Below are 13,269 nucleotides of genomic sequence, written 5' to 3' on the forward strand. Positions count from 1 at the left end.
TCCGCTTGATTTGCGATCGTCCGCGCGATTTGATGCTGGAAAATCAATGACTCGCACTTACTCAATTCGACTGCGCACTTAGTTCAGGGGAATGCAAATGGACGATTTCGGCTCTGCCGCTCCATCCGCAAGGCGTCGCGCCAAAGTCAAGCCATACACCAACGGAAAGCCCGATCCTTCGCAGGAGTTGCTTCACGCGCTGCAAGCGATGCGAAGCGGCGACTTTTCGGTGCGAATGACGGCTGATCATGCTGGGATCGATGGAAAGATCGCCGATACCTTTAACGAAATCGTCGCCGCCAATCAGCGGATGGCGCAGCAGCTGGAACGCGTCGGCCAGGTTGTCGGTCGGGAAGGAAAAACCCGGCAGCGCGTCAAGTTCGGGCTTGCCAGCGGCTCTTGGGCCGACATGGAGGGATCGGTAAATACTCTGATCGATGATTTGCTCTGGCCTACGCGTGAGGTGACCAGGGCGGTCGCCGCCGTTGCGCAAGGCGATCTGTTGCAAACCGTTCAGCTGGATGTCGATGGCCGCCCACTGGGCGGCGAATTTTTGCAATCGGCCAACATCGTCAACACGATGATCAAGCAGCTCAGCGTGTTCACCTCCGAGGTGACGCGCGTCGCGCGCGAGGTCGGCACGGAGGGCAAACTCGGCGGTCAAGCGCAGGTCCCTGAAGTGACGGGCGTCTGGAAAGACCTGACCGAGAGCGTCAACTCCATGGCCAACAATCTCACTGGCCAGGTCCGCAACATCGCCGAGGTTACCATCGCGGTTGCAAACGGCGACTTGTCCAAGAAGATCACGGTCGACGTGCGCGGCGAGATCCTGCAGCTGAAGGAAGCCATCAACACGATGGTCGATCAGCTTCGTTCCTTCGCGTCCGAAGTCACCCGCGTCGCCCGCGAAGTCGGCACCGACGGCAAACTGGGCGGCCAGGCGATCGTCCCAGGCGTCGCCGGCACATGGAAGGATCTGACCGACTCGGTGAACGCGATGTGCGGCAACTTGACCGCGCAGGTGCGCAATATCGCCAACGTCACCACGGCTGTCGCCCGCGGCGACCTCTCGCGCAAGATCACGGTCGACGTACGTGGCGAAATTCTGGAGCTGAAGGACACCATCAACACGATGGTCGATCAGCTCAATTCATTTGCGTCTGAAGTGACGCGCGTCGCCCGTGAAGTCGGCACCGAAGGAAAGCTTGGCGGCCAGGCTCAGGTGCCCGGCGTTGCCGGCACCTGGAAGGACCTTACCGACAACGTCAACTTCATGGCGAGCAACCTGACCGCACAGGTGCGCAACATCGCCGATGTCGCGACCGCGATCGCCGGCGGCGACCTTTCAAAAAAGATCACCGTGAACGTATCAGGCGAAATCCTGCAGTTGAAGGAAACGCTCAACACCATGGTCGACCAGCTCAACGCCTTCGCCGGAGAGGTGACGCGCGTCGCGCGCGAGGTCGGCACCGACGGCAGACTCGGCGGTCAGGCCAACGTGCTCGGCGTTGCCGGCACCTGGAAGGATTTGACCGAGAGCGTCAATTCGATGGCGAGCAACCTGACGGCCCAGGTTCGCAACATCGCCGAGGTGACCACCGCGGTCGCCAATGGCGATCTGTCCAAGAAGATCACAGTGGACGTGCGCGGTGAGATTCTTGAACTGAAAGACACCATCAACACCATGGTCGATCAGCTCAACGCGTTTGCCGGCGAGGTGACGCGCGTCGCGCGCGAGGTCGGCACCGAAGGCAAATTGGGCGGCCAGGCGCTGGTCCGCGGCGTTGCCGGCACGTGGAAGGATTTGACCGACGGCGTCAACTCGATGGCCAGCAACCTGACCGGCCAGGTCCGCAACATCGCCGAAGTCGCGACCGCCGTGGCAAAGGGCGACCTGTCGAAAAAGATTACGGTGAACGTGTCGGGCGAGATTCTTCAGTTGAAGGAAACGCTCAACACCATGGTCGACCAGCTCAACGCCTTCGCCGGCGAAGTGACGCGCGTCGCGCGCGAAGTCGGAACTGACGGCAAGCTCGGCGGTCAGGCCGAAGTCCGCGGCGTTGCCGGCACCTGGAAGGACCTCACCGACAGCGTCAACTCGATGGCCGGCAACCTGACCGCTCAGGTCCGCAATATCGCCGAGGTCGCGACCGCCATCGCCGGCGGCGACCTCTCGCGCAAGATCACGGTCGACGTCCGCGGCGAGATCCTGCAGCTCAAAGAGACCCTCAATACGATGGTCGATCAGCTCAACCGGTTTGCCGGTGAGGTGACGCGCGTGGCGCGCGAGGTGGGAACCGAAGGCCGCCTCGGCGGCCAAGCCAACGTTCCCGGCGTTGCCGGCACCTGGAAGGATTTGACCGACAGCGTGAACTCGATGGCGGGCAACTTGACCGCTCAGGTTCGCAACATCGCCGAGGTGACCACCGCGGTGGCGCGCGGCGACCTGTCGCGCAAGATTACCGTGGACGTGAAAGGTGAAATTCTCGAACTCAAAAACACCATCAACACCATGGTGGATCAGCTCAACGCGTTCGCATCCGAAGTGACGCGCGTGGCGCGCGAAGTCGGCACCGAAGGCAAGCTGGGCGGTCAGGCCGAAGTTCCTGAGGTCGCCGGCACCTGGAAAGACCTCACCGACAACGTCAACTTCATGGCGTCGAACCTGACCGCGCAGGTTCGCAACATCGCCGAAGTGGCTACCGCGATCGCGGGCGGCGACCTCTCGAAAAAGATTACAGTCGATGTCCGCGGTGAAATCCTGCTGCTCAAGGATACTCTGAATACGATGGTCGAACAGCTGCGCTCGTTCGCAGCCGAGGTGACGCGTGTCGCGCGCGAAGTCGGTACCGAGGGTCGGCTGGGTGGTCAGGCCGTGGTGCCCGGCGTTGGCGGTACCTGGAAGGATCTGACCGACAACGTCAACCTGCTGGCAGCCAACCTGACGACGCAAGTGCGCAACATCGCCGAAGTTACCACAGCGGTGGCGCGCGGCGACCTGTCACGCAAGATCACCGTCGATGTGAAGGGCGAGATTCTCGAACTCAAGAACACCATCAACACGATGGTCGACCAGTTAAATGCATTCGCCGGCGAGGTGACGCGCGTTGCGCGTGAGGTGGGCACCGAAGGCAAGCTCGGCGGACAGGCGCAGGTTCCCGGCGTCGCCGGGACCTGGAAGGACCTGACCGACACCGTGAACTTCATGGCCGCCAACCTCACCGAACAGGTGCGCGGCATCGTCAAGGTCGTGACGGCCGTGGCCAACGGCGACCTGAAACAGAATCTGACGGTGAAATCGAAGGGCGAAGTCGCAGCGCTCGCCGAAACCATCAATAACATGACTGAGACCCTGGCGACGTTCGCCGATCAGGTCTCCAGCGTGGCGCGTGAGGTCGGCGTTGAGGGCCGCCTGGGCGGCCAAGCCAACGTCCCCGGCGCGGCCGGCACGTGGAAGGGTCTCACCGGCAACGTCAACCTGCTGGCCGCCAACCTGACGTCGCAGGTGCGCGCGATCGCCGAAGTGGCGACCGCCGTCACCAAGGGTGACCTGACGCGTTCGATCCAGGTCGACGCCCGAGGCGAGGTCGCGGAGCTCAAGGACAACATCAATACGATGATTGGCAACCTGAGGCTCACAACCGATGTCAACACCGAGCAGGACTGGCTGAAGACCAATCTCGCCAAATTCACCAACATGCTGCAGGGCCAGCGCGATCTTACCACGGTTGGCCGGCTGCTCCTGACCGAGTTGACCCCACTGGTGAACGCGCACATGGGCGTGATCTACCAGGTCGAAAACGAAGACAATCCGCAGATGCGCCTGCTCGCGGCTTACGCCGGCGACGGCATCAATCCTCATCCGCCAATCCTGCAATTCGGCGAGGGCCTGATCGGGCAATGCGCCTTGGACAAGCGTCAACGTCTGGTCTCGGACATTCCGACCGATGCGGCGCCGGTCAATTCGGCGCTGTTGCGCGCGGTACCGAAGAATCTGGTGGTGCTTCCGGTCTTGTTCGAGAACCAGGTCAAGGCGGTCATCGAGCTGGCTTCCCTCAGCGCCTTCACGAATTCGCAAATGACCTTCCTCGAACAACTCACTGATAGTATCGGCATCGTGCTGAACAGCATTGAAGCAACGATGCAGACCGAAGGCCTTTTGAAGCAATCCCAGCAACTTGCCGGAGAGCTGCAGACGCAACAGAAAGAGTTGCAGCAGACCAACGAACAGCTGGAGCAAAAGGCCCAGCAGCTGGCCGAGCGCAACGTCGAGGTGGAACGCAAGAACCAGGAAATCGAGCAGGCGCGGCGTGCGCTCGAAGAGAAGGCGACCGAGCTTGCACTGACATCGAAGTACAAATCGGAGTTTCTTGCCAACATGTCGCATGAGTTACGAACGCCGCTCAACAGCATCTTGATTCTCGGCCAGCAGCTGACTGAAAATCCCGACGGCAACTTATCTCCAAAACAGGTCGAATTTTCGCGAACCATTCATGGTGCGGGCACCGACCTGTTGAACCTGATCAGCGACATTCTCGATCTTTCCAAGATCGAATCCGGAACGGTGACGGTGGATGCGGAGGAAATTCTGACATCCAATCTCCTCGAAGCCGTCGGCCGGCCGTTCCGGCACGAGGCGGAAGATCGGCAACTGTCCTTCAACATCGAGGTCGATCCCAATCTGGGCCGCAGTATCGTCACCGACTCCAAGCGCCTGCAGCAGGTGCTGAAGAATCTGTTGTCGAACGCGTTCAAGTTTACCGCCGAAGGCTACGTGCGCCTCAGCGTTTCGGCAGCCGTAGGAGGCTGGAGCAACGAACATCCCGTCCTCAATCATTCTCCCGCCGTTGTCGCCTTCGAGGTGTCCGATACCGGCATCGGCATTCCCCTGGAAAAGCAGAAGCTGATCTTCGAGGCATTTCAACAGGCGGACGCCGGCACCAGCCGGAAATATGGCGGCACCGGTTTGGGCTTGGCCATCAGCCGCGAGCTTGCAGGCCTCTTGGGCGGGGAAATTCATCTGCAAAGCACCCCCGGCAAGGGCAGCACCTTCACGCTCTATCTGCCGCTGAAGTATTCCGGACCAACGGTAGCTCCGCGAGCGGCCAGCGCGTCCCGGTACAACGCAACGCCAGCGCTGCAGGTCGCGACGCAGGAGGGTACCATCGAACAGCTGCCGGACGACCGGTTAAATCTCCAACCGGGGGATGCGATTCTTTTGATCGTCGAGGACGATCCGCATTATGCGCGCGTGCTGATAGATCTGGCGCGCGACAAGGGCTTCAAAGTGCTGGTCGCGGCGCGCGGTGCCGAAGCGCTCGATCTCGCCAAGCAGTTCCAACCGACTGCAGTGTCGCTTGATGTCTTCCTGCCGGACATGCTCGGCTGGACGGTGCTGAGCCAGTTGAAACATAACCCGCTGACGCGCCACATTCCGGTTCAAATCGTCACGCTCGACGAAGATCGCCAGCATGCGCTGGCCCGCGGCGCGTTTTCTTATGTCAACAAGCCGACGACGACCGAAGGGGTCATCGCGGCGCTGTCGCGAATCAAGGAGTACGCCAAGCCGCGTCGCAAGCGCCTGCTGATCGTGGAGGACAATGCTGCGGAACAGATGAGCATCCGCGAACTCCTGGATCATCACGATATCGAGATTGTCACCACCGATACCGGTGCGGGCGCGCTTTCGACTTTGCGCGAGAACCCATGCGACTGCGTGGTCCTCGATCTGCGGTTGCCCGACATGAGCGGCTTCGAGGTGCTCGATCGCATCCGCAAGGATGATTCGCTGTCCAACGTGCCCGTGGTCGTATTCACCGGCCGCGAGCTTTCGGTCGAAGAGGATGCGGAATTGCATACGATGGCTCGGAGCATCGTGGTGAAAGGCGTAGAGTCGCCGGAACGTTTGCTCGACGAAACGTCACTCTTCTTGCACCGTGTGATCACCGAATTGCCGATTGAGAAGCAGCGGATGCTCGAGAAGCTCAACAGCTCCGATGACGATCTTATCGGCCGGACCGCGCTGCTAGTGGACGACGACGCTCGCAATATCTTCGCGCTGAGCAGCGTGCTGGAGCGGCGTGGCATGAGAGTTCTCACCGCCACGACGGGCAGCGAAGCGGTCGCGCTGGTCGAATCGAACCCGAACATCGCAATTGTTTTGATGGATATCATGATGCCGCAGATGGATGGCTATCAGACCATCGGCGTTATCCGGGGAAACCCGTCGTTCCGCCGGCTTCCCATCATCGCACTTACCGCCAAGGCCATGAAGGGGGACCGCGAGAAATGCCTCGACGCCGGCGCTTCCGATTATTTGGCCAAGCCGGTCAACACCGAGCAGTTGCTCCTCGCCATACGCATGTGGCTACACCGGTGATTGGTGCATTTCGATGATGGACCATGAAAAGGTAAACATCCTTCTGGTCGATGATCAGCCGGCGAAGCTGCTTGCCTACGAGGTTATCTTGAGGGAGCTCGGCGAAAATCTCGTCGTCGCCGCTTCCGGTCGGGAAGCGCTGGAATTTCTTCTCAAGAACGAAGTCGCAGTCATTCTAGTCGACGTTTGCATGCCGGAGCTGGACGGATTCGAACTCGCCGCCATGATCCGCGAGCATCCCCGTTTCCAGAAGACGGCGATGATCTTCATTTCGGCCATTCAAGTCAGCGATCTGGACCGTCTTCGCGGCTACGAGATGGGCGCGGTGGACTACGTTCCGGTGCCGGTCGTTCCGGAGGTATTGCGCGCCAAGATCAGAGTGTTCGCCGAACTCTATCGCAAGACCCGGCAGCTGGAGCGATTCAATGCCGAACTTGAGGGTCGCGTTCGCGCCCGCACCGCGGAGCTGGAACAATCGAACGCGCGGCTTCTGGAAAGCGAGCAGCGCCGCAGCCTGGCCCTCGCAGCCGGCCGAATGGGTTCCTGGGATTGGGACTGGGTCAACGGCGACTGGATGTGGGATGAAGGCCAGTACCGTATCTTTGGAGTCGACCCACGAAGCTTTGTGGTGACCCCGGCAAACGTTCAAGCGTTGCTTTACCCAGACGATATTGACGAACTGCAGAAAGCCACCGCCCAATTCGCCAAGGGCACAAAATCATACGAAGCCGAGTTCAGGATCAAGCGACCCGACGGCGAGATTCGCTGGTGCGTCGGTACCGCCGCGGCAACGGTGGACAAGGGCGGCCGCGTCGTGCGCGTCAGCGGCGTCACTGTCGACATTACTGAACGCAAGCAGGCGGAAGAACGTCAGAATCTGCTGGCCCGGGAAGTCGACCATCGCGCGAAGAACGCATTGGCGCTTGCGCAATCCATCATTCGACTAACGCGCGGCGAGAATGTCAAAGCTTACATTCAGGCCGTGGAAGGACGGATCAATGCCCTGGCGCGGGTGCATACCATCCTCTCCTTGTCGAAATGGCAGGGCGCGGAAATAGGAAAGCTGGTCGATGAGGAGATCGCTCCTTATTCGACCGGCGATCAGATCGCATTCGGCGGCTCAGAGATTCAGCTGCAGCCCGCGACCGCGCAGACGCTAGCCCTGGCCCTGCACGAACTGGTCACCAATTCGGCCAAATACGGAGCGCTCTCCACGCTTTCCGGCCGTTTGTCCATCAAGTGGGAGATGCAAGGGGACGTCCTCCGCATGGTGTGGGAAGAGAGGGATGGCCCCGTCGTCGAAAAACCGGTCTCGCGCGGATTCGGAACGAGAAGCGTGATCGCCAGCATCGAGACGCAGCTAGGAGGACAGGCCGAGTTCGACTGGCGCTCCGAAGGTCTGGTCTGCCGCCTATCGGTTCCGCTGATGCGGGACATGCCAATCGGTCAGCTCGACCCCCACCATAACCTGGCCCTCAATGGCAACGGCGCTAAGCTGACTTCGAGGCCGGCAGACGGGTAAAGCGGTCAGCGTTCCGCTATTGGCCGCATGTCCTGAGTTCGTTGGATCTTTCGCGCGGCCCGTTCGCTTGGCGTCATTCAGCGCTTACACTCGTTCTTTCAGGGATGACGCACGTGATGCTCAGGTCCACTAAAATGCGACCCCGAGACGTCGTCCGGCAATCCAAACAACCCGGCAACGCTTCCTGGTGCCACCAAATAGCAATTCAAATCGAATGGGGAGCTTGGTGTTCCCCCAAACCTCGAGGCATGCGCCACCAGGGGAATAGTCTACAACTCTGCAATCAATGACGGGATCTTTCGGGCCAAGGATCAGTTTGGCCAGATCGGAATTTCTGCCTGTCGGCCGAACACGAACAAACCTTCGCGGATGCACATGCGCTCCTATGCATGACCAGAAGCCTTCGGATGACCTTCGCCGAATGTTCTAAACACTTCGTTGAGCTATATAGTTATCGAAAACGCAGATTTCGGTTGCGATTCCGGTCACGCCACAAACAAGGCTCAACTTCCGAAGCTCGTTACCGACCGTCAATCCGTTCAGACACCGCGCAACGCGTTTACGAAAAAGTTCCATGTTGGAGGTACCCTATACATACGACCCTGTTTGGTACGGTGTCGGACATACGGACAAATGGGGCGATGAAATTTATTGAAGATTGAATGATCGACGGCAGGTCGCTTCGTTGATAGCGTATGCCGGCTGCATTTATTTTGTGTTTTGCGATTTTGACGATTGCTATGCAAGGCGCTGAGGATTCTCCGTTTGCTGATCTCGATGCCGCACTCCAGGGCGGTCCATCGGAAAAGCGCGGAGCCATCCTGCGGCGAATTGCCGATCTTTTCTGAGTGAAGCGAATCGCTTAAACGAAGAACAGATCGGCGTTTTCGGTGACTTTTTTATATTCAATTGATCGAGAGAATTAAACCCGGGCGTTGGTGGAGCTCAGCGAGCGTTTCGGGCCACCTGCTAGCGATTTTAATCGAGCTTACGCTGCAGTTGGCTCACTTCTTTGATTCAAGGTTTTCAGAAGGCGGCTTTGCAACTTTGCAGGGGCCCGCGAAGTAGGTGCGAGGAGCGCCTAACCCCGTTTTTCAATTTCATGAAAGATCGGATTGCGCAGATGGCCTACGGAGACAGAAAGAGCGAGCGTGTCGATTTCGAGCGCGGCGTCCATGTTCACATCATGGGGATTGATGGAACCTGGCGTCGGGACTGCACGATGATTGACGTGTCGCAAACGGGCGCGCGGTTGTGCGTCGAAGGGTCTCTTGAAGGGCTGGACCTCAAGGAGTTCTTCCTGCTGCTGTCCTCGACGGGGCTCGCGTTTCGCCGCTGTCAAATGGTGCGCCTCGATGGCGATCAAATCGGCATCCAGTTTTTGGCGCGAGACAAGACCAGAAAAAAATCTTTGAAGCGACAGTCTGCTGACGAGATCGTCCGAAACACTTGATTCAACTCAACACCTGCAAGGAACATTCGATGGATGACGCGCAGAAAGTAACGGAGGTCTCCGTCCTCACTAAATCAATTGAGCCTCTAATCGGAATCGTCCAAGTAAGTACCGCCGAGGCGGCAATCAAATTCGAAATAACAGAAGATCTGGCGCACAAGATCTGCACCGATCTCGAGCGCTTTCTCACTCGATGACATGTTTTGAAGATTCCACTCTCTTGGGAGATTATTGCTTTTAGTAACGGCCTGGAACAATTGAAACCGGCTATTCATGTCCGTTCACGTCATCGCTGATATTGCCAGCAAACTTTCTGCCCTGCGCGCCAGGGTGGAAAAGCAACACGCAATAACATCCGAATTGCCTAGCGGCACGAGCCGCAGCGAGCCCGACGCTATCGTCGTCACGGCGGATTTACGGGTGGTTGAAAACATCGCCGCCCTAAAGGAGGAGGAGATGTTCGGAAAGTTAACTCACGTCCGCAAGCGTATTTTCCTTGTCGATCAGAAGGCGCGATTGCTCGCCGTTCAAGCCTATGCACTTGGGACAACCCGCGTGCTTACTCATCCCATCGGTGAAGCCAGCCTGTTAGCAGAGAGCGATAAGATGGAGTGGGGCCACGCTGGGAGTGACGGTATCTAAATACTAGTTGCCAAATAACGAGTGCGCCAAAAAATGTTGTAGTGTCTGCTGATCGCAGGTCAGTGTGGAAATGCGTCCGGGTGTTTCGGTCCCAGGAATGGCTGTGTCCTCATGAATCTAGCCGAGCAAGCGAGAGAGATACCCGCCATTGCTCCCTCGGTCATCACGAGGCGGCTTGCTGCGATCGCCTTTGCGGACGTCGCAGGCTTTTCCCGCCTGATGGCCCTCCAAGATGTCGAGACCGTGCTTGCTTGGAGGGCGCTCCGGACGGAGATCATGGAGCCGCACATGACGCGGCATGGCGGGCGAGTGGCTGAAATCGCCGGCGATGCGATGCTGATGGAATTCCCGAGCGTCGTGAACGCCGTGCGCTGGGCGGCTGATGTTCAGCAGGCTCAGGAACGTACAAGGGCTACCGATGGTCCGCTCGCACTCCATCTTCGCATTGCCATCAACGTCGATGATGTCATCGACGAAGACGGAATCTTGCAGGGTGACGGCGTCAACATCGCATCCCGCATCCATCAGGCCGCGGAGCCCGGCCAGATCGTCGTCACCTCTGCAGTTCGCGACTATGTCATGAACCGGTTGCCGTTGACATTTCACGACCTTGGTACGCCGCCGATGAAAAACATTGCGCGGATGGTGCGCGTCTATAAGGTCGAATGGACCGAGGGCGCCAGAGGCGATCCTATCGCGCAGCCGTATTTGCAATGGGCGTCACGGCCCACGCTCGCCGTCCTGCCATTCCGGACAATCAGCGGCACCGACGACGACAGCTATTACGGCGAGGGGATCACCGATGAGATCATCACCGGCCTTTCAAGAAATCGGGCGCTTTACGTTATAGCGCGCAATTCGACGCTGCGTTATCGTGAGCACGACAAGGATCTGCGTCAGATCGCTAGTGAACTCGACGTGCGCTACGTGCTTGACGGTAGCGTCCAGAGGCAAGGCACGCGTCTGCGGATTAATGCCGAACTCACCGATATTGTAGGCAACATCTCTATTTGGGCCCAAAGATATGAAGGATCGACCAACGATCTGTTCGAGTTTCAGGACCGCATAGCCGGCGGTATTTTGGCATCGATCGAGCCGCGTGTGCGTGCGGTAGAGACGGCGCGTGTCGGTGATCGCCCGACGGAGAGCCTGGACGCATATCACTGTGTGCTGCGGGCAATGTCCCTGCTCTATCATTTCACGCAGGAAAGCTACCGCGAGGCAGGCGAACTCCTTGAGCGTGCCATCGCGCTCGATCCATCCTACGCGCAGGCGTATGCGCATCTCGGATGGTGGCTCAATTTCCGCATCGGCGAAGGCTGGTCTCAGGATCCTGAAGCCGACAAGGCGCGCGCGCTCTCGGTTTCGCAACGAGCCATCGAGCTCGACCGCGAGGATCCGTTTGCGCTTGCCGTCGCCGGGCACCTTCTTTCGTTCCTCGGCAGGAATCCGGAGGACGCGCTCGACCTTTTCAATGAGGCCTTGGCGCTCAACCAGAACTCGGCGTTCGCCTGGGGTTTGAGTGCCCTGACACTTGCATATCTGGGCCGTGCCGACGAAGCCTCGGAACGATTGCAAAACGTCTGGCGTCTCAATCCTTTCGATCCGCTAAACTTCTATTTCTGGATCGTGGCCGGCATTGCCGAGTTTGTGGCCGGCCGATACAATGAGGCGATCGTGTGGCTGCGCAAAAGCAGGCGCGCGAATCCAAGATTTGTTGCCTGCCTGCGGATGTTGGCGGCGTCGCTGGCGATTTCGGGCGATGAAGCAGGAGCGCACGCGATTGCTCGAGAACTTCTGGCGATGGATCCGTCGTTTCGAGTTTCGACATTTGTTTCCTGGTATCCGCTGCGGCGGCCAGACGATCTGTCGCGTCTAGCGAAGGCATTACTCGCCGCCGGCGTACCGGAATAGACGAATTGCAAGCCGAAGCATTTAGGGAGGGCGTGATATGGGCGCAGGTGCGGGAGCAGGTGCAGGTGCCGGAGCCGGAGCAGGTGCGGGTGCGGGTGCAGGAGCGGGTGCAGGAGCAGGCGCAGGAGCAGGCGCGGGCGCAGGCGCGGGCGCAGGCGCGGGCGCAGGAGCGGGCGCGGGTGCAGGAGCGGGCGCGGGTGCGGGAGCCGGTGCGGGAGCCGGTGCGGGTGCGGGAGCCGGTATCGGTACCGCTCGCAGCTATTATGCGACGCCCTGGGATTTGCGCTATCGACCGTGGACGCTAGATTTTACACCGGACGACGCGGGTGTTCCGGCCTTCCCGTTCGAAGAGGTTATCAATCCTTATCAAGTCGATGCGAGTGGCAACGACGCATTCATTGAATGGACGACCGGGGATTGGGACCCCGCCTTACGGTTCTGGACGCTGCCTTACGATCCGCAACTCACCCAATGGCTGCTTTCGGTTGATCCCTCCCGGCCCTCGATCATGGTGGCCCGCGAATTCGGCGGACAACCAACGCGTTGGCAGTTTTCGCGGACGCAATTAATCGGCAACGGCTGGCTCGAAGCAGAAGATCTGATATGGCAGCCAGACCCCAACCTGGCGGGCACTCCTGGATGGCCGGGCGCAAAGACCGCGGCCTGGGGTCGCGTTCGCGCCGAGATCGAAGAGCTGCAACAACTCATGGAGGACGATCGCGAACGCTATCTCCCAGAGATCGACATTCAAGCTGACGGCTTGGCTGACTACTTCATCAGCTTTCTTGGTGCCAGCGAAGAGCGCCATCCCTGGACCATCGAATACATGAGTTGTGGAATGGCGCTCGGCAATATCGCCTACATGTTCTACAAGCAACGGTTCAAGCGCCCCCGCCCCTCAGTTTTGTGCCCTGGTCTTATCCCGCCATTCGGTCCCCCGGCGCATCCGGCTTTTCCGAGTGGGCATTCGTTTCTCGGCCATCTGCTCGCGCTAATGCTCCTGGAGATTCCGGCAATCCGTCAACGCTACGGTCTTTTCAACGTGTTCGATGGCTCGCCTGGCAGGCCGATCAATCCAAATCCGCCCCCACCAGGTGGCGGTGCACCGCCGACCAATCCTCTCTACGGACGGGACGAGATCAAATCGCCTATGCTCTGGTTGTCTCAACGGTTAGCGAAAAACCGTGAGCGCCTTGGCGTTCACTACTTTTCGGACTCAACTGGTAGCCGGCACTTGGCCGGCGGAATCTGGCGCGCGTTGTTCCACGAAACGAACCCCAACAACCGTATCGAGTGTCCGACCCTAAGCGGCGTACTGGCCAAAGCCACGGCCGAGTGGCCAACAAAGCTGCCTTAGCC

At 59.3% G+C, this 13,269-nt stretch carries 10 protein-coding genes; 9 read left to right on the plus strand and 1 reads right to left on the minus strand.

Translation table 11 applies throughout. From position 1 onward, the window contains the following. Window positions 1-97 precede the first annotated feature (97 nt). Both N554_RS0114200 and N554_RS0114205 read left to right on the plus strand, forming a co-directional pair. Window positions 98-6,379, plus strand: coding sequence for a HAMP domain-containing protein (locus N554_RS0114200; RefSeq protein WP_371259488.1), 6,282 nt, complete (start codon window positions 98-100; stop codon window positions 6,377-6,379). Between the two features lie 16 nt (window positions 6,380-6,395). Then, complete coding sequence (locus N554_RS0114205) at window positions 6,396-7,901, plus strand: sensor histidine kinase (RefSeq protein ID WP_081851267.1); 1,506 nt, start codon at window positions 6,396-6,398, stop codon at window positions 7,899-7,901. 129 nt (window positions 7,902-8,030) lie between these two features. Here the strand turns inward: N554_RS0114205 and N554_RS42010 are convergent, their stop codons facing one another. Continuing rightward, complete coding sequence (locus N554_RS42010; protein WP_081851265.1) at window positions 8,031-8,276, minus strand: pilus assembly protein PilZ; 246 nt, start codon at window positions 8,274-8,276, stop codon at window positions 8,031-8,033. 320 nt (window positions 8,277-8,596) lie between these two features. On the opposite strand from N554_RS42010, the gene N554_RS39925 reads away from it, so the two are divergent. The 7 genes from N554_RS39925 to N554_RS35835 all read left to right on the plus strand — a co-directional run bounded on the left by N554_RS39925 (window position 8,597) and on the right by N554_RS35835 (window position 13,267). Then, window positions 8,597-8,749 (plus strand): hypothetical protein, encoded by a 153-nt coding sequence (locus N554_RS39925; RefSeq protein WP_156041927.1) that lies wholly within the window; start codon window positions 8,597-8,599, stop codon window positions 8,747-8,749. 275 nt (window positions 8,750-9,024) lie between these two features. After that, window positions 9,025-9,354, plus strand: coding sequence for a PilZ domain-containing protein (locus N554_RS0114215; RefSeq protein ID WP_029584081.1), 330 nt, complete (start codon window positions 9,025-9,027; stop codon window positions 9,352-9,354). Window positions 9,355-9,383: 29 nt separating this feature from the next. After that, the gene (locus N554_RS39930; protein WP_156041928.1) at window positions 9,384-9,551 is read left to right on the plus strand and encodes a hypothetical protein; all 168 of its coding nucleotides are present in this window, start codon (window positions 9,384-9,386) and stop codon (window positions 9,549-9,551) included. A 76-nt stretch (window positions 9,552-9,627) separates the two neighbouring features. Further along, window positions 9,628-9,996 carry a hypothetical protein gene (locus N554_RS0114225; protein WP_029584082.1) on the plus strand — a complete coding sequence of 123 codons (369 nt, stop codon included), beginning with the start codon at window positions 9,628-9,630 and terminating at the stop codon, window positions 9,994-9,996. 111 nt (window positions 9,997-10,107) lie between these two features. Further along, window positions 10,108-11,910 (plus strand): adenylate/guanylate cyclase domain-containing protein, encoded by a 1,803-nt coding sequence (locus N554_RS0114230; RefSeq protein WP_051677492.1) that lies wholly within the window; start codon window positions 10,108-10,110, stop codon window positions 11,908-11,910. 5 nt (window positions 11,911-11,915) lie between these two features. Then, window positions 11,916-12,215, plus strand: coding sequence for a hypothetical protein (locus N554_RS39935; protein WP_156041929.1), 300 nt, complete (start codon window positions 11,916-11,918; stop codon window positions 12,213-12,215). Further along, complete coding sequence (locus tag N554_RS35835; RefSeq protein ID WP_051677494.1) at window positions 12,191-13,267, plus strand: phosphatase PAP2 family protein; 1,077 nt, start codon at window positions 12,191-12,193, stop codon at window positions 13,265-13,267. Before N554_RS39935 ends, N554_RS35835 begins: the two co-directional genes overlap by 25 nt. The last annotated feature ends 2 nt before the right edge of the window (window positions 13,268-13,269 follow it).

It is taken from the genome of Bradyrhizobium sp. URHD0069 (genome assembly GCF_000701345.1).
Classification (GTDB): domain Bacteria; phylum Pseudomonadota; class Alphaproteobacteria; order Rhizobiales; family Xanthobacteraceae; genus Bradyrhizobium.

Coding starts and splice junctions, on each gene's coding strand:
- N554_RS0114200 (WP_371259488.1), top strand. CDS start 98: ATGGACGATTTCGGCTCTGCCGCTCCATCCGCAAGGCGTCGCGCCAAA.
- N554_RS0114205 (WP_081851267.1), top strand. CDS start 6,396: ATGGACCATGAAAAGGTAAACATCCTTCTGGTCGATGATCAGCCGGCG.
- N554_RS39925 (WP_156041927.1), top strand. CDS start 8,597: ATGCCGGCTGCATTTATTTTGTGTTTTGCGATTTTGACGATTGCTATG.
- N554_RS0114215 (WP_029584081.1), top strand. CDS start 9,025: ATGGCCTACGGAGACAGAAAGAGCGAGCGTGTCGATTTCGAGCGCGGC.
- N554_RS39930 (WP_156041928.1), top strand. CDS start 9,384: ATGGATGACGCGCAGAAAGTAACGGAGGTCTCCGTCCTCACTAAATCA.
- N554_RS0114225 (WP_029584082.1), top strand. CDS start 9,628: ATGTCCGTTCACGTCATCGCTGATATTGCCAGCAAACTTTCTGCCCTG.
- N554_RS0114230 (WP_051677492.1), top strand. CDS start 10,108: ATGAATCTAGCCGAGCAAGCGAGAGAGATACCCGCCATTGCTCCCTCG.